The organism is Hyphobacterium sp. SN044 (assembly GCF_021864465.1).
In the GTDB taxonomy this organism is placed as follows: Bacteria; Pseudomonadota; Alphaproteobacteria; order Caulobacterales; family Maricaulaceae; genus Hyphobacterium.
Genome location: NZ_JAKKUV010000004.1, coordinates 157958 through 174080, shown reverse-complemented (window position 1 = coordinate 174080; position 16123 = coordinate 157958). Strand labels below are relative to the sequence as shown.

At 66.4% G+C, this 16123-nt stretch carries 20 protein-coding genes; 10 read left to right on the top strand and 10 right to left on the bottom strand.

The annotated features are described in order from the left end of the window. The first annotated feature begins 3 nt into the window (after window positions 1–3). The 4 genes from dapD (at window position 4) to L5876_RS07415 (ending at window position 2408) form a co-directional block, all read left to right on the top strand. Entirely contained in the window at window positions 4–825 is an 822-nt protein-coding gene (gene dapD, locus L5876_RS07430; RefSeq protein ID WP_236955542.1) for a 2,3,4,5-tetrahydropyridine-2,6-dicarboxylate N-succinyltransferase, read from the top strand. A gap of 474 nt (window positions 826–1299) precedes the next feature. Further along, window positions 1300–1614, top strand: a complete 315-nt coding sequence (locus L5876_RS07425; RefSeq protein WP_039710711.1) for an autorepressor SdpR family transcription factor — start codon at window positions 1300–1302, stop codon at window positions 1612–1614. Next, entirely contained in the window at window positions 1611–2198 is a 588-nt protein-coding gene (locus L5876_RS07420) for a hypothetical protein (protein WP_236955541.1), read from the top strand. Before L5876_RS07425 ends, L5876_RS07420 begins: the two co-directional genes overlap by 4 nt. A 3-nt stretch (window positions 2199–2201) precedes the next feature. Then, window positions 2202–2408, top strand: coding sequence for a hypothetical protein (locus L5876_RS07415; RefSeq protein ID WP_236955540.1), 207 nt, complete (start codon window positions 2202–2204; stop codon window positions 2406–2408). Here the strand turns inward: L5876_RS07415 and L5876_RS07410 are convergent. Further along, window positions 2402–2869 (bottom strand): cupin domain-containing protein, encoded by a 468-nt coding sequence (locus L5876_RS07410; protein ID WP_236955538.1) that lies wholly within the window; start codon window positions 2867–2869, stop codon window positions 2402–2404. The two genes, L5876_RS07415 and L5876_RS07410, sit on opposite strands and share 7 nt — an antisense overlap. Before the next feature lie 478 nt (window positions 2870–3347). Between L5876_RS07410 and L5876_RS07405 the strand changes: the two genes are divergently transcribed. From L5876_RS07405 to L5876_RS07395, 3 genes are read left to right on the top strand one after another with little or no spacing between them, the layout of a single operon-like run. After that, window positions 3348–3866: a hypothetical protein gene (locus L5876_RS07405; protein ID WP_236955536.1), complete on the top strand. Its 519-nt coding sequence runs from the start codon at window positions 3348–3350 to the stop codon at window positions 3864–3866. Continuing rightward, window positions 3844–5019, top strand: coding sequence for a succinyl-diaminopimelate desuccinylase (gene dapE, locus L5876_RS07400; RefSeq protein ID WP_236955535.1), 1176 nt, complete (start codon window positions 3844–3846; stop codon window positions 5017–5019). Before L5876_RS07405 ends, dapE begins: the two co-directional genes overlap by 23 nt. Then, complete coding sequence (locus L5876_RS07395) at window positions 5016–5612, top strand: hypothetical protein (protein WP_236955534.1); 597 nt, start codon at window positions 5016–5018, stop codon at window positions 5610–5612. Before dapE ends, L5876_RS07395 begins: the two co-directional genes overlap by 4 nt. On the opposite strand, the gene truA is transcribed toward L5876_RS07395, so the two are convergent. The 5 genes from truA to def all read right to left on the bottom strand — a co-directional run bounded on the left by truA (window position 5600) and on the right by def (window position 8837). Beyond that, the gene (gene truA / locus L5876_RS07390) at window positions 5600–6343 is read right to left on the bottom strand and encodes a tRNA pseudouridine(38-40) synthase TruA (RefSeq protein WP_236955533.1); all 744 of its coding nucleotides are present in this window, start codon (window positions 6341–6343) and stop codon (window positions 5600–5602) included. The genes L5876_RS07395 and truA overlap by 13 nt on opposite strands. Window positions 6344–6500: 157 nt before the next feature. Then, window positions 6501–7427, bottom strand: coding sequence for a methionyl-tRNA formyltransferase (fmt, locus tag L5876_RS07385; RefSeq protein WP_369281023.1), 927 nt, complete (start codon window positions 7425–7427; stop codon window positions 6501–6503). Between the two features lie 77 nt (window positions 7428–7504). Continuing rightward, on the bottom strand, window positions 7505–8092 hold the full coding sequence (locus L5876_RS07380; protein WP_236955531.1) for a hypothetical protein: 588 nt from the start codon (window positions 8090–8092) through the stop codon (window positions 7505–7507). 32 nt (window positions 8093–8124) lie between these two features. Further along, the gene (locus L5876_RS07375) at window positions 8125–8316 is read right to left on the bottom strand and encodes a hypothetical protein (RefSeq protein ID WP_236955530.1); all 192 of its coding nucleotides are present in this window, start codon (window positions 8314–8316) and stop codon (window positions 8125–8127) included. Then, window positions 8313–8837, bottom strand: a complete 525-nt coding sequence (gene def, locus L5876_RS07370; RefSeq protein ID WP_236955529.1) for a peptide deformylase — start codon at window positions 8835–8837, stop codon at window positions 8313–8315. Before def ends, L5876_RS07375 begins: the two co-directional genes overlap by 4 nt. A 94-nt stretch (window positions 8838–8931) precedes the next feature. Between def and L5876_RS07365 the strand changes: the two genes are divergently transcribed. From L5876_RS07365 to L5876_RS07355, 3 genes are all read left to right on the top strand, one after another. Beyond that, window positions 8932–10029: a DNA recombination protein RmuC gene (locus L5876_RS07365; RefSeq protein ID WP_236955528.1), complete on the top strand. Its 1098-nt coding sequence runs from the start codon at window positions 8932–8934 to the stop codon at window positions 10027–10029. 74 nt (window positions 10030–10103) lie between these two features. Then, window positions 10104–11237 carry a GNAT family N-acetyltransferase gene (locus L5876_RS07360; RefSeq protein WP_236955526.1) on the top strand — a complete coding sequence of 378 codons (1134 nt, stop codon included), beginning with the start codon at window positions 10104–10106 and terminating at the stop codon, window positions 11235–11237. Window positions 11238–11318: 81 nt separating this feature from the next. Beyond that, entirely contained in the window at window positions 11319–12425 is a 1107-nt protein-coding gene (locus L5876_RS07355; RefSeq protein ID WP_236955525.1) for a PQQ-dependent sugar dehydrogenase, read from the top strand. A 10-nt stretch (window positions 12426–12435) separates the two neighbouring features. Here L5876_RS07355 and L5876_RS07350 read toward each other — a convergent pair whose 3' ends face one another. From L5876_RS07350 to L5876_RS07335, 4 genes are all read right to left on the bottom strand, one after another. Continuing rightward, on the bottom strand, window positions 12436–13161 hold the full coding sequence (locus L5876_RS07350; protein WP_236955524.1) for a queuosine precursor transporter: 726 nt from the start codon (window positions 13159–13161) through the stop codon (window positions 12436–12438). Between the two features lie 87 nt (window positions 13162–13248). Further along, window positions 13249–13854, bottom strand: coding sequence for a recombination mediator RecR (recR, locus tag L5876_RS07345; RefSeq protein ID WP_236955523.1), 606 nt, complete (start codon window positions 13852–13854; stop codon window positions 13249–13251). Between the two features lie 50 nt (window positions 13855–13904). Continuing rightward, window positions 13905–14231, bottom strand: coding sequence for a YbaB/EbfC family nucleoid-associated protein (locus tag L5876_RS07340; protein ID WP_039710699.1), 327 nt, complete (start codon window positions 14229–14231; stop codon window positions 13905–13907). Window position 14232: 1 nt separating this feature from the next. Next, on the bottom strand, window positions 14233–16095 hold the full coding sequence (locus L5876_RS07335; RefSeq protein ID WP_236955522.1) for a DNA polymerase III subunit gamma/tau: 1863 nt from the start codon (window positions 16093–16095) through the stop codon (window positions 14233–14235). Between the last annotated feature and the right edge of the window lie 28 nt (window positions 16096–16123).

Here is a 16123-nt window from a genome sequence, read left to right as displayed (position 1 = left end):
GCCATGACCGAGCTGAAGACCGTCATCGAGACCGCCTGGGACAATCGCGACGCGATCGACGCGAATGACACCGAGCTGCGCGCCGCGGTCGAACATGCGCTCGGTCAGCTCGACAGCGGCGAGGCCCGCGTCGCCTCGCGCGAAGCCGACGGGTCGTGGACCGTGCATCAATGGCTGAAGAAGGCAGTGCTGCTGTCCTTCCGTCTCAACCCGATGGGGATCATCGAGGGTGGACCTGGCGGCGGTGTGTGGTGGGACAAGGTCCCCTCGAAATTCGAGGGCTGGACCGAGGCCGAGTTCAAGGCCGCCGGCTTCCGCGCCGTGCCGCCCTGCGCGGTCCGCCGCGGCGCCTATATCGCGCCGGGCGCAGTGCTGATGCCGTCCTACGTCAATATCGGCGCCCATGTCGGCGAAGGCGCGATGATCGACACCTGGGCCTCGATCGGCTCGTGCGCGCAGATCGGGAAGAATGTCCACGTCTCCGCGGGAGCGGGCATCGGCGGGGTCCTTGAACCGCTGCAGGCCAATCCGACCATCATCGAGGACGGCGCCTTCATCGGCGCGCGCTCTGAAGTGGTTGAGGGCGTCATCGTCCGCGAGGGCGCGGTGCTGGCCATGGGCGTCTTCATCTCCGCCTCCACGAAGATCGTCGACCGTTCGACCGGCGAGATCACCTATGGCGAGGTCCCGCCCTATGCCGTCATCGTGCCCGGCAGCCTGCCCGACCCGAAGGGCGGCCCGTCGCTGAATTGCGCCGTGATCATCAAGCGCGTCGACGAGAAGACCCGCGCCAAGACGGCGGTCAACGAACTGCTGCGGGGGTGAAGCTCCATCACTCCCTCTCCCTTCAGGGAGAGGGCTGGCGTGAGCGTTCAGAAACTGTGCGACGTTTCCCGGACGCCCGTCAGGGCGAGCCGGGATCCAATTGGACCCCGGTCTTCGTTTTCCCCGCAGAGGCGGGGACCCCGAAACCGGGGAGCGTCAGAATTAAAGAATCCCGAAGTCCGGGGTTCCTGCGAAGGCAGGAACCCAGAATAGCCGTCAATCTGCATCCCTTCCTACGCAGGGGGCGCTGCAGTTCCAACCCTCCCCTTGAAGGGGAGGGACGCGAGCGGCTTGCGCCAGCAAGACGGGAGCGGGGTGGGGTGAGTGTGCAATTACCCCCACCCCGGTCGGCTGGCTGACGCACAGCCTCCCGGCCCTCCCCTCAAGGGGGAGGGCGAAACCCCTGACCTTGTCATTTAGCCAGATATCGAATCGTTCTTGACATCATTTCGATGATTAGCTAATCGTCGATGCATGAGCACGGTTTTCAAGGCCCTCTCCGATCCGACCCGCCGCAAGGTGCTGGAGCTGCTGCGCCAGCGCCCGATGAGCGCGGGCGAGATCGCCGCGCATTTTGACGTGTCGAAACCGACCATGTCGGCACATTTCGCGGTGCTCCGCGAGGCCGATCTCGTCGCCTCGGAGAAACAGGGCAAGACCGTGATCTACCAGATCAAGATGTCGGTGCTGGAAGATGCGCTTCTCGGCTTCGCATCGATGTTCGGGTGGGAGTTGAAGGAAGGCGCATCGCCGCCGCCTCCCCCCGCAGACAAGGAGGTGACGGAATGACCCGCACCGCAAGCCGCTTTCCCGTCTTCGCCGTGGGACTTTTGGCCGCGACCCTGTCCGGGCTCAACTGGGCCGCCGACCCGGCGAACATGCCGGTCTGGGCCGGCGTGCTGGCCGCCGCGCTGATCGCCCTGGCCGTCAACGCCTTCTTTCTCGACGGGACCAGCGATGCCGCACGGGAGCGTGACCGCAATCTGCGCCGCAGCCTCTTCCTCGGTCTCGGACTGCTCTCGCTGGCGCTCGCTTTTGCCTTCGCCAACGAGTTCGGCCTGGCCGAAGGCGCGGACAAGCGTGCGACACTGGTCGGGATCGGCCTGATCCTCGCCATCACCGGCAATTATCTGCCGAAGACCGTGCTTCCGATCGCGGCACAAGGCCGGGATCCGGCACGCCGCGCCGCCGCGGAACGCCTCACCGGCCGAATCTTCGTGCTGTGCGGGCTGGCCTTTGCCGTCGCGGCGCTCGCCGTCCCGCTCGGCTATGTGACGCTGGCGACCGGGGCCTTCGGCATGCTCGCCTTCATCTCCGCCGTCTTCGCCTGGTTCTGGGTCGCGGGCGGCCGTCAGCAGACACAGGAGGACTGATCCATGAACCGCGCATCCGGCATCCGCTTCGCGCTCTTCCAGATCCTGATGGCCATATTCTTCGTCTCCGCCATCCTGATCGCCGACAATTTCTGGTCGGACACGGTCATCCAGTGGGCCGCCGTCGTCTACGTCCTCGCCATGGGTCTCGTCTCGACGATCTGGTTCATGACCAAGGTCAACACCGCTCGCGGCGGCGATCGTCAGTAAGGCGTGCCGTCCTTGCGGGTAAAGGCGATGCGGCCATCGCCCGGCGTGTTGGGCAGGTGCATGTCCACATCGGAATAATGCACCGCGTCCTCCGCCTCGCGGCTTGAACCGACGACGAGGAAGACCGCATCCCGGTCCGAGCGATTGATCAGGTGGTGACCATCTCCCGAGCCGGCCGGAAAGCCGGCGAAATCACCCGGCCGCATCGTCTCCTCGCCCGCATCGGTCACCAGCACAACCTCGCCCTCGACGAGATAGACGAACTCGTCCTCGTGGCTGTGCCAGTGCCGCTGCGACGACCATACACCCGGCTTCAGCCGTACCAGATTCACGCCGAATTGGGTCAGCCCGGCGGCCTCGGCCAGACCCTGCCACTCGCGCGCCTTGCAAGGCTGGTCATAGGGCACGGGATAGCTCGATCCGGATTTCACCTCGACGTCGCTCACACTCGAACGGGGCATGGCGTTGCTCTTTCAACCGGGGAATTCCAAGACTGGAAACCTAGCCGCCCGCCATATCCGGTCATCCAGGATCCGAGGCGCATCGCGAAGCCCCGCCCACGGCTCATAGCTGAGGACCCACGCCCCGCCCCACGCCTGCCGCCCGACGACCACCGCCCCACGACCACCGCCCCACGACCGCCGCCTCAGGACTGCCGCCTCAGGACTGCCACCCACGTCACACGATCCTCTGCGGAACTTTACGATAACCTTATAAGGCTTATAAGGCATCCGGAGGCACAGTGTGCAAAACCCGGGCTGTGATGAACCGGGGCTGTGGGCTGTGATGAACCCGGGCCGTGATGAACCCGGGCGGTGCAGAACCCCGGCCGTGATGAACCCGGCACTCGAGATCGGGGCGCGCAACTCGGAGGCGGCTTGAGCCAGCGCACGCCGCGCATCGGCCCATTCGCGCGAACAGGATCGTGAGGACCTCGCCATGACCCGCGTCATCGAGATCGATCTGGAAACCCACCAGCTGATCGAGGCCCAGCGCCAGACGCTGGAGGAGAAGCAGCTGGACATTATCAAGCGCGCCCTGCGCGCGGCGGCCCGGGAAGCCCTGTCCTCCGGCACAGGATCACCGCGCCCGAACGGTCCCGCGCGCGAGCGGCGAACCGGCAACTACCCCGTGTTTCTGGACGGGAGACGCTGGCTCGCCGGCAGTCAGAAGGCCGCCTACAAGCAGGCCCTCATCTGGCTCGCCGAACGCGATCCCTCCCTCCTGCCCCGCCTCTCCCGGGAGATGGCCGGCGCCCGCCGCATCGTCGCGCGCAGCCATGCCGCGCTCTATCCGCGCAAACCCGGCCTCGCCGCGACGCTTGTGCCGGAAATTCTGTGCGACGGATGGTATGTCGACCTCAACCTGTCTAAGGATCAGAAGGTCAAGCGGTTAATGACCGCGTGCGCGCTGGCGGGACTGGAGTACGGCAAGGATGTCGTCGTCGAATTCGATTGAGCAGCTTTCCGATCCGATCCCGCTCGCCCGTGCGCTGATCCGCGCGCCGTCCGTGACGCCGAAGGACGAGGGCGCGCTCGACCGGCTGCAGGCCGCGCTCGAAGCGCTCGGCTTTACCTGCCGGCGCTATCCCTTCGGCGATGTCGACAATCTCTATGCCAGGCGCGGCACGGCGCGTCCGGTGATCGCCTTTGCCGGCCATACCGACGTCGTCCCCGCCGGACGGGAAGCCGCCTGGACCAACCCGCCCTTCGAGGCGACCGTACGCGACGACATGCTGTGGGGGCGCGGCGCGGCGGACATGAAGGGGGCCATCGCTGCCTTCACCGCCGCCATTGCCCGCTTCGATACGGCGGGCGGTGACGCCAGGGGCTCGATCGCCTTCATCATCACCGGCGACGAGGAAGGCCCGGCCATAAACGGCACCAAGCCGCTGCTTGAGGCGCTCCACGCCGAAGGCGAACGCTTCGACCATGTGATCGTGGGCGAACCGACCAATCCGCACACGATCGGCGACACGATCAAGATCGGCCGCCGCGGCAGCCTCAACGGCGTCATCACCGTGACCGGACGGCAGGGCCATGTCGCCTATCCGGAAAAGGCCGAGAATCCGATCCCGGTGCTGATGGATCTGCTCGCGCGGCTGAAGGCGCGCACGCTCGACAATGGCGCGCCGCATTTCCAGGCGAGCAATCTCGAAATCACCTCCGTCGATGTCGGCAATCCGGCGCACAACGTGATCCCGGAGACCGCGACGGCGAAGTTCAACATCCGCTTCAACACGGCTCACAAGGGCGACGATCTGAAACGCTGGATCGAAGACGAGGCCAAGGCCGCCGGGCTCGGCTGGCGCGGTCAGATCGCGCTCGACCTGAAAGTCACGGGCGACGCCTTCCTGTCGACGCCGGACTGGTTCACCGACCTGTTGTCCGACGCGGTCGAGGCCGAGACCGGGCATCGCCCGGCGCGCACGACCGGCGGCGGAACGTCGGATGCCCGCTTCATCAAGGACTATGCAGCAGTGTGCGAGTTCGGCCTCGTCGGCGCGACCATGCACCAGGTCGACGAGCGCGTTCCGGTCGCCGATGTCGAGACGCTGACGCGAATCTATACGCGCCTGCTGGAGGGCTATCTGCGCGGAGGCAAGGCATGATCCGCCTCCTCGCCGAAGCCGCCTTCGCCATGGCCGGGATCGGCCGCATCCTCCTGTTCCGCCCGGACTGGCACGAACGCTTCAACCTCACCGAGGCGGGCCTCTACCGCAGCTTCGGCGCCATCCTGATCGGTCTGCCGGTCTACGTTCTGATGCAGGCCTTCTTCGCCCGTCTGACAGCAGCGGCCCAGATCGATCTGCCCTTCTGGTATTACCTTGTCGATCTCGCCAGGCTCTGGCTCGTCTTCCCGCTGGTCGCCGCCATCGCGGTATCCGTCACGGGCACGAAGCAGCATTTCGCCGCCTGGCTGACCGTGCGGAACTGGTCGGTTCTGGCGCAGACCATCCTTGTCATGCTCATCGCAGCGAGTGCCGTCGCCGGAATCACCGACCAGACCTTCCTCGGCATCTTCTTCCTGATCTTCTACCCGGCCTTCCTGACGGCCCTGCATCTCGCGATCGCGTTTGCGGTTCTGAAAGGCCCATGGGAACGCGTGGCCGGAGCCGGCGTCATCGTGGTGCTGGCGGATTTCCTCAGCCGCGAAGGCGTTCAGGCCCTGGCCCAGGCCCTCGCCACGTCTCAGGCCTCGTAATCCACCTTCGTCAGGTAGAGCCCGTCGGGCGGGGCGACCGGGCCGCAGCGCTGGCGGTCGGCAGCGTCGAGCACGGCCCTGAGGTCGCGCGCCGACCACTTGCCGCTGCCGACCTCGACGAGACTGCCCGTCATCGAGCGCACCTGCCGGTGCAGGAAGGAAATGGCGCGGCAGGTCAGGTGAATCTCCGCGCCTACCCGGCTCACCGAAATGGCTTCCAGCGTCTTCACCGGGCTGTCGGCCTGGCACTGGCTGTCGCGGAAGGTGGTGAAGTCGTGCTGGCCCACGAGAACCTGCGCCGCCTGGTGCATCGCCTCGGCGTCGAGCCGGTAGGGCACGCGCCAGACATGACCCTTGTCGAGCGTCAGCGGCGGCCGCCGGTCGACCAGACGATAGAGATAATGCCGCTTCTTCGCGGAAAAGCGGGCGTGGAAATCCTCGCCGACGCGTTCCGCCTCCAGCACCGCAACCGGATGGGGGCGCATATGCTGGTTCAGCGCATCGCGCACCGTATGGGTCGGGAAATCCTTCTCCAGATCGAGATGCGCGACCTGCCCCAGCGCGTGGACGCCTGCATCTGTGCGACCGGCCGAATGAGCGGTCACCGGCGCGCCATTGATCGCCTCCGCCGCGGCCTCGAGCACGCCCTGCACGGTCGGCACGTCGTCCTGACGCTGCCAGCCGGCGAACGGTCCGCCGTCATATTCGAGGGTCAGCTTGTAGCGGGGCATCAGTGCGCCCCTCGCTCACGAACGCGCTCATGACTCCCTCCCCCTCCGGGGGAGGGTCGGGGTGGGGGGGGGGAGTTGACGAGGTGCGCACCCCACCCCTGCCCTCCCCTCAAGGGGAGGGAGAAGGAATGCGTGCTGGTTTCAACGATCAGAGGCATCAGCCCAATACCGTCCCGGCGGGGATCGTCGTACCGCGCAGGAAGTCCGCCGCGTCTATCGCGCCCCTGCCCTCGCGCTGCAGCCGGGTCAGACGCACCGCGCCCTCGCCGCAGGCGATCAGCAGCGTGTCGTCGAGCGCCGTGCCGGGCACGCCCTCGCCCTCCTCGGCCTTGGCGTTCAGCACCTTCACCCGCACCGGCTTGCCGCCGGCATCCAGCGTGAACCACGCCCCCGGGAAGGGCGACAGGCCGCGAATGTGACAGCTGAGTTCGTCGGCCGGGCGGGTCCAGTCGATCCGCGCCTCTTCCGGCGTGATCTTGGCGGCATAGGTGACCCCGTCCTCGCTCTGGGGCTGGGCTTCCAGAGATCCGCGTTCGAGCGCGGCGAGCGCGCGCGGCCACATCTGCGCGCCCGTCGCCATCATCCGGTCGTGCAGGCTGCCCGCCGTGTCGGTGGGGAAGATGCGCAAGGTTTCGCTCAGGAGGATCGGCCCGGTATCGAGCCCGGCCTCCATCTGCATCACCTGCACGCCCGTGCGTTCGTCCCCAGCCATGATGGCGCGCTGGATCGGCGCCGCGCCGCGCCAGCGCGGCAGGAGCGAACCGTGCAGGTTGAGACAGCCGAAACGCGGCGCGTCGAGCGCCGCCTGCGGCAGGATCTGGCCGTAGGCGACCACGACCGCGGCATCGAGGTCGAGTGCGGCGAAGTCCGCCAGCACGCCGGGGTCCTTGAAGCTTTTCGGCGTCTCCACCGGAAGCCCCAGCGTTTCGGCCAGTTCGTGGACCGGCGTCTTCCTCTCCTCATGTCCCCGGCCCTTCGGACGCGGCGGCTGGGTGTAGACGCGGACGATGTCATGGCCCGCCGCAGCGATCTCGGCGAGCGAGGCAGCGGCGAAGTCGGGCGTTCCGAGAAAGGCGAGGCGCAATGTCATGAGCGGGTTTGAGCGCGAAGCCGCGCGCCGATCAAGCCCCCAAAGCGTGCCCTTGCGCTCGTCGTTGCCGGTTAGTCCTCGAACCCCCAGGGCGCGGGCGGCGGGTCGACCGGTTCGCTGAGGTCGAACACGGCCCGGAAATTCCGGTCCGGACGGGTCAGGCCATAGGTGAAGGTCTCGCCCTCGATCTGCATCAGCCAGACATTGTCGGCCGAGACCGGAATGTCTTCGCGCACGAAAAGGTCGCGACTGAATTCATCGGCGGGGAATTCTGCCATCAGGCCGGTGACCGCGCCTTCCGTGTCGCCGCCATACTGGGTCAGCACGTCCTCGCTGCCGTCTTCGTGGCGGTGGTCATGCTTCAGGCGCAGCCCCTCGCCCTGCCGCGTCACCACCCAGGTGCGCGAGCGGTTCTCCCCGACATGCAGCGGGATGCGGATCTCGTCATCGCCGCATTCGCGGATGTGCATGACCAGCGTTTCCGACCGCCAGTCGGCGTCGCGAGGATCGTCGCCGAGCACCCGGCCCTCATAGGCCTGGCCGCAGCGCGCGCTGAGTGCGGAGAACAGGTCGGTCCCGGCGGCGGCTTCGGGAGCGGGTTCGGAATTGCCGCAGGCCGCGAGCGCGGCGGCGGCAAGAAGGGGAGCGAGAGCTTTCATGGACCGTACTCGACCCCGGTCCGGGCAGGCGGTCAAGCGGCGGATTGGTCCGCCGTGTCGACAATCACGGCGCAGGCCCGCAATTCCGCGATCCAGCGGCCGCCATCAGCCGCGCATTCCCGCGCGGCAAACCATGCCTCGATATGCGGTTGCAGGATGACGAGCGTCGTGAACAGCAAGAGCGCCGCGGTCGCGGCGCGAATCAGGACGGCGTTGCGGCTCACCCGGCCGCCGGGACCTTTTCCAGCCCCAGCTTCTTCACCCGCTTCACCGCCCGGTCACGCTTCAGGCGCGAGAGGTGGTCGATGAACAGCACGCCTTCGAGGTGATCCATCTCGTGCTGGATGCAGACCGCGTAGAGGCCCTCGGCGTCCTCAATCACTTCCTTGCCGTTGTAGTCGAGATATTTCAGGCGGACGTGATCCGGGCGCTCGACCTCGTCATAGACGGACGGCACCGACAGGCAGCCCTCCTCGTAGGGCAGCTTCGATTCCGACGCGTCGAGGATTTCCGGGTTCACGAAATAGCGCGGCTTGCGCTCGCCCTTGCCCCAGTCGAGGTCCATCACGATGACGCGCACCGGCTCGCCGATCTGGATTGCGGCGAGGCCGATCCCGTCGGCGGCATACATGCTCTCCAGCATGTCATCCATCAGATCGCGAAGCGCGTCGTCGACCTTGTCGACGGGCTTCGACACCTGTTTCAGGCGCGGATCGGGAATGGTGAGGATGTCTCGGACTGCCATGGGGTTCAGCTAGGGTCAGCGCTCTCTCGCGTCAAGCATGCCGAATCGGTGATACAAGGGGTTTGACTGCGGAACAATTAAGGAACCCCGCCCGATGGACGGCCTCGATACGACAACTCTCGCCATCATTGCCGGTATCGTGATTCTCGGCATCCTGGCCGGCCTTGGCCTCGGTGCTCTTCTGCTTCGCCGCAAGCCCGACACCAGCGAGAGTGCAGCCATTGCCGCGCAACTCTCGCAACTGCAGGGCCGCCTCGACCAGTTTGCCAGCTCTGCCACCTCGGGTCAGGAAGGGCTCCGCAAGGCGATGGATGAACGCCTCGATGCGGTGACCAAGCGGGTCGGGGATTCGCTGGGCGAAAGCGTCGAGAAGACCCAGGGCGCGCTGCGCCATCTTTATGAGCGTCTCGCCCTGATCGACAGCGCGCAGAAGAACATTTCCGAACTATCAGGCGAGGTAACCGGCCTGAAGGCGATCCTGTCGAACAAGCAGGCACGCGGAGCTTTCGGCGAAGTGCAGCTGAAAGACGTTGTCTCCAGCCTGCTTCCTCCCTCGGCGTATGATTTTCAGGCGACGCTATCTTCCGGTGTTCGCCCGGACGCCCTGATCCGGATGCCGAATCCTCCCGGCTCGGTCGCCGTCGACGCGAAATTCCCGCTCGAAGCCTATCGCGCGCTGGTCGATGCCAGCGACGACGCGGCGAAACTGACCGCTCAACGTGCCTTTGTTTCCGACGTGAAGAAGCATCTGAGCGCGATCTCTGAAAAATATCTGATTCCGGGTGAGACCGCCGAACACGCATTGATGTTCGTCCCGTCCGAGGCCGTCTATGCGACGATCCATGCCGACTTCCCGGACCTTGTCGATGTCAGCCTGTCGAAGAAGGTTCTGATCGTTTCACCGACCACGTTGATGGCGATCCTCAACACGGTTCGCGCCGTTCTCCGCGATGCGGAGATGCACAAGCAGGCCGCGGAAATCCAGAAGGCAGTCGGGCTGATGCTGCGGGATGTCGAATTGCTCGGAACGCGGGTCGACAAACTGCGAACGCACTTCAATCAGGCCAACAAGGATATCGACGACATCGAGACATCCGCGAAGCGGATTACGTCACGCGGCGAACGTATCGCCGAAGTCGAACTTGAAGACGAGTCCTCCGCGCCCCGCGCTCTCCCTGGTGGGGAAAATTAACCCTCGATCAACTCTCAAGGGAAACTGGCCCGGCCATTGCTCGGTCTCGTCTCCGAACAGGGAGACCGGCAGTGATGCGTACGGAAACCGTTTCGATCCGGGACTTGACCCAAGCCGATGTGCGGCGCTGGAACGCCTGGGCCGCACCGGGCGGTCAGCTGACCAGCCCCTATCTGCTGCATGATTTCGCCGAGGCCGTGGACCGGGTCCGCCGCGATGTCCGCGTGACGGTGATCCGCGATGGCGGCGAGGCTGTCGGCTTCTTCGCACACCATACGCCCAAGGGCGGCGTCGTCCGCCCGGTCGGCTCACCGATGTCGGACTATCAGGGGGTCGTCTCGGCCCCGGGGGTCCGCATCCATCCGCGCGACGTGCTGTCCGGAGCCGGTGCTTGCGCGCTGGTCTACGACAACTGGCTGACCAGCGGCCTCAACCTGATCCGCGAATGCCGCGAACGCGACGGCTCGGTGATCTGCGATGTCAGCGAGGGCGGTGACGCCTGGTTCGCCGCGCAGAGCCTTCTGCACCGCGATCATTTCAAGAAGATGGCGCGCCGCTTGCGCAAGGCGGAACGCGACTTCGGTCCGGCTCAGTTCGTCTTCGGCGATCCGACCGGCGACCACTATGCCGCGCTCAAGGCCTGGAAGGGCCAGCAATACCGCGCCACTGGCAAGCTCGACGTGCTGTCTGTCGGTTGGGCCGACCAGCTGCTGGCCGATCTGCGCCGCCGTGAGGGCAGCCCCTTCGGCACGCTGACCGCCGCGCTCTATTTCGGAGACCAGCTCGCCGCGGTGGAAATCGGCCTGATGGCCGGCGGCGTCTACCATTCCTGGTTCCCCGCCTATGACGCGAAATTCGCCTGCGCTTCGCCGGGCCTTTTGCTGATCCACGGCCTGATCGAGAACGCGCAACGTCTCGGCATGTCGCGGATCGATCTCGGCCGCGGGCACGGCCAGTACAAGAAATATTACGGCAATTACGAGGTGCCGCTCGATACCGGCCGCGTGCTGGATGCGGGCCTTGCCGCCTTCATGATCCGAGGCTGGGAAACCGCCGAGGCCTGCGCCCGCATCCTGCCGCCCAATGTCGCCGAACTCCCGGCCCGGGTGCGCCGCCGCTGGGCCCAGATCAGCGCCTTCGAACCGCACCTGCCGGCGCGTCTCGGCACGCTGGCGAAATCGCTGCGCTCCGACCCGCAGGTCGCCTGAAGCAGGACCACGCCCCAACGGAACTTGCCGCCGGACAGGCGCGTACTAACCTCGTTCCCGTATCCGGATTCGAGGTTGTCCATGCTCCGCGCCCTGCCCGCCCTGCTTCTCCTCTCCGCCGCGCCTGCCATGGCGCAGGACTATGCGATTGAAGCCGAGACCGTCGTCGACGGTCTCGACCATCCCTGGTCGCTGACTTTCCTGCCCGACGGGGCGATGCTGGTCACGGAGCGCGCCGGACGCCTGCGCCTCGTCCGTGATGGCGCGCTGGCCGACGCACCGATCGGCGGCGTGCCGAACGTCTTCAACAACCGCCAGGCCGGCCTGTTCGACGTCGTCCTGCACCCGGATTTCGCCGAGAACCGCCTCGTCTATCTGTCCTTCGCGCAGGGCAATACCGTGATGAACCGGACCGCCATCGCGCGCGGCCGGCTGAGCGAGGACGCGACACAGCTTGAAGACACGGACGTCATCTTCCGCGCCGAAGCGGCAAAGCCCGGCGGCGCGCACTATGGCGGGCGGATGATCTTTCTCGACGACGGCACGCTGCTCCTCACCATCGGCGAGGGCTTCATCCGCATGGACCAGGCCCAGGACCCGACCAATCATTTCGGCACGATCGTGCGCCTGACCGAAGACGGCGAACCCGCTCCCGGCAATCCCTTCGCCGATGGCGAGGAGGGGGACGAGGCGGTGTGGAGCTATGGTCACCGCAATCCGCAGGCGATCGCCATCGAACCCTTCAGCGGCGATGTCTGGGAGATCGAGCACGGCCCGCGCGGCGGCGACGAGATCAACCGCATCGTGGCCGGGGCCAATTATGGCTGGCCGCTTGCCTCCAACGGCGACCACTATGACGGCGAGGTGATCCCGGACCACGCCGAGGGCGACGGCTTCGAGGCGCCGCTGCTGCACTGGACCCCGTCAATCGCTCCGTCCGGCATGGCTTTTTATGACGGCGCGGATTTCCCGGACTGGCAGGGCGATCTGTTCGTCGGCGCGCTCGCCGGGTCGCATCTGCGCCGGGTCGATCTCGAAGACGGTGAAATCGCCGGCGAAGAGGAATTGCTCGGCGAGCTAGGCGTGCGCATCCGCGATGTGCGGATGGGGCCGGACGGGTCGCTCTATATCCTGACCGACGAGCCGGAACCCGATGGCGCGCTGATGCGGATCGTTCCGGCCCGGTAGGCCGCGGAAGCTAGCCCCGGAAGTCGAGCAGTTTCCGGCCCGTTGCCAGGTTGCGCAGGACATAGACGAGCGGCGTGTCGAGCCACGCCGTCAGGATCTTGAATGCCACCTGGCCGAGGATCAGGCTGAACAGCGCCGCCATCGACACGACACCGCCGAAGGCGACCGTGATGAACAGCACCGAGTTCACGATCTGCGCGATGATGGTCGAGACATTGTTGCGCCACCACAGCCGGTTCTTGCCGCGGTCGCGCTCGCGGAAATAGTGATAGATGAAGACGTCGGTCAGCGCCGACAGGCCGAAGGCCACCATGCCGGCGAAATTGATCCGGTTCGATCCGGCCAGCACGAATTCGAACGCCGCATCATTCTCCGCCGTCCAGTAATCCGCAGGCCCGGCCCAGGGCACCCAGGTCTCGATCGTCATCCCCATCGCGAAGAGGCCGAACACGATGACACGGATCAGAAGGCCGGAGACGACGACATGGGTCGCCATCGTCCGCCCCCAGACTTCGCTGATCACGTCGGTAGCCGTGAAGGTCAGCGCGAAGGCGAACGTCCCCACCGGCACGAGCAGTCCGAAACCCAGCAGGTTGAACGCGATCGGCTTCACCGCGAGCACCGCCGCGCTGATCAGGCAGGCGATGAACAGGCTGACGCAGAAAATGAAGACGAAGGCCGCTCGCCCGCTTCCAGGCAGGACCGGATTGTCCGCGGGCCGCGAACCGTCACTCATCGATAATCTCGAACGGACAGCACCACCACATCCCCCAAGGCCCTGCAGAAGGAAGTGAATCGGGAATTATTGCAAGGCGATGCCCGGTCAAGCCGGGCGCCGGCTCCGGAAGGCGGCGGCCAGCGTGCCGTCATCGAGATAGTCGAGCTCGCCGCCCACCGGCACGCCGCGCGCCAGCGAGGTGACCGACACGCCGAGCGGGGTCAGCTTGTCGGCGAGATAGTGGGCGGTCGTCTGGCCATCGACCGTGGCGTTGAGGGCGAGGACGATCTCCTTCGCCTCCTCGCCCGACGCGCGTTCCAGCAGTCCGGATATGTTCAGGTCTTCCGGGCGGATCCCGTCGAGCGCCGACAATGTCCCGCCGAGCACGTGATACCGCCCGCGGAAGGCGCTGGCGCGTTCCAGCGCCCAGAGATCGCCGACCGTTTCCACCACGCAGATCACCGACGGGTCGCGGCCCGGCGCGGCGCAGATGGCGCACGGATCGGTGACGTCGAGATTGCCACAGGTCGAGCAGGCGCGGATCTTGTCCGCCGCATCGGCCAGCGCCTCGGCCAGCGGCCCCATCAGCGCCTCGCGCTTCTTCAGGAGGTGCAGCACCGCGCGGCGCGCCGAGCGCGGCCCCAGCCCCGGCAGCTTGGCCAGAAGCGAGATCAGGCGCTCGATTTCGGGTCCGGCAGTGGCTCGGCTCAAGATTTCAGCTCACGCGAATCGGCGGCAGGGACACGCAGCATAGCCGCGCTTCACATCCCCGGCAGGCTCATGCCCGGCGGCAGTTGCAGCCCGCCGGCGGCTTCCTTCATCACGCGCTGCTGCACGGCTTCGGCCTTGCGGCGCGCATCGGCGCTCGCCGCGACGATCAGGTCTTCCACGACTTCGACTTCAGATGGCACCATCATCGAGGGATCGAGCTTCACCGACTTGATTTCGCCCTTCGCCGTCATCGTGACGGTGACGAGACCCGCGCCGGATTCGCCCGTGACCTCTTCGCGGTCGAGCTTTTCCTGCGCCTCGGTCATCTTCTGCTGCATTTCGCGGGCCTGTTTCATCAGCCCCATCAGATCGGCCATGTCAGGACCTTTCCTGTCTCTTTTCGCCATTGCCGGCGAAGTCTTCCTCATCTTCCGAAGCGCTGCGCACATCGACGAGTTCTGCGTCCGGGAAATGCTTCAGCACCTCGGCCACGGACGGGTCGCGGCGGGTCACTTCGAACAATTCGCGGCGTTCGCGCTTGCGCCGTTCGGACCAGGTCTCCCCGCCGCGCGAATCCTTCGACGGCAGCACCGCCCAGGTCGACCCGGTCCACTCCGTCAGCGCGCGTGCGAGACGCTGCGCCAGGTCCGGCGGGCAATGCGCCTCCGGCTCGAACACCAGACTGCCGGGCTTGTAGCTGACCGGACGCACGAAACGCTCGACATCGGATTTCAGACGGATATCGCGCTTGCGCTCAAGAAGGCCGATCAGCGCCTCGAAATCCTTCGGCCCTTCGACCGGGGCTTCGGCCTCTGCAGGCGCGTCAGCTTCCGGGTCCGGTAGATCGTCCTCATAGGCGGACAGCGGGGGCGCATCATCACGAACGTCGTCGCGAACGTCGTCGCCAATGTCCCCGTACGCGTCGTCCTGCTCCGCGCCCGAACTCTCCGACCTGGGAGCTTCCGCCCCCTTCGGGGCGTCAGGCTTTGGGGCGGGCGTTGTCTCCTTCGCGGGACCGCCTTCGGCGATCATCCGCGCCGCATCTTCCGGCGAGGGCAGCGAGGCTGCCGAGGACAGGCGCAGCAGCGTCATCTCCGCCGCCGACAGCGGCTCGGGCGCCTGACGCACATCGTCGAGCCCGGTGAGCAATATCTTGAACAGCCGCGTCAATTGGGCGAGCGACAGGCCCTCGGCGATCGAGGCCAGACGGGCGACCGTCTCCTTCGCCTCGGCCAGATCGGCGTCCTCGCCAACCACCTTCACCCGCGTGATGGCGTGCACGAAATCGAGGCAGTCGCGCGTGATGACGGCGGGATCGGCCCCGGCATCGTAGAGCTCGGCAATCTCGGCCAGCGCCTTGGCGTGATCGCCCGACAGCGCCGCTTCGAGCAGGTCCAGCACCCGCGCCCGGTCCGCGAGGCCCAGCATGTCGCGCACCTGCAGCGCACTGACCGGCGCATCGCTGTCGCCACCCTGAACAATGGCCTGGTCGAGCAGGGACAGCGCATCACGCACCGAGCCTTCCGCCGCGCGGGCGATCAGGGCGAGGCCGTCGTCCTCGATCTTCGCGCCTTCCTTCTCGGCAATGCCTTTCAGGTGCGCGGCGAGTTCGTCGCGGTCGACACGCTTCAGGTCGAAGCGCTGGCAGCGCGACAGCACGGTGACCGGAACCTTCCGGATCTCCGTCGTCGCGAAGATGAATTTCACATGCGGAGGCGGTTCTTCGAGCGTCTTCAGGAGCGCATTGAACGCCGAGGTGGACAGCATGTGAACCTCGTCGATCACATAGACCTTGTAGCGCGCCGAGACCGGCGCATAGCGCACGCCGTCGAGAATCTCGCGGATATCGCCCACGCCGGTGCGCGACGCGGCGTCCATTTCCATGATGTCGACATGCGCGGATTTCTGGATCGCGGCGCAATGTTCGCCCGGCGGGTCCAGCACGATGGACGGCTGGTCGACCTCGGCCGTCTTGTAGTTGAGCGCCCGCGCGATCAGGCGCGCCGTCGTGGTCTTCCCGACCCCGCGAACCCCGGTCAGCATGTAGGCATGGGCGATCCGGCCCGAGGCGAAGGCATTGGTGAGCGTTCTCACCATCGCCTCCTGGCCGATCAGGTCTTCAAAACGCGACGGACGGTATTTGCGGGCGAGCACCGTGTAGCCGGCCCTGGAGGACGGCGTGTCCAGTCCAAGGGGCGGGCCTTCCGCATTTTCCGGCATGTCGGGCGGAGCGTCGTCCATGGACCTTTAGGGAGCTGGTGCGGCGTTA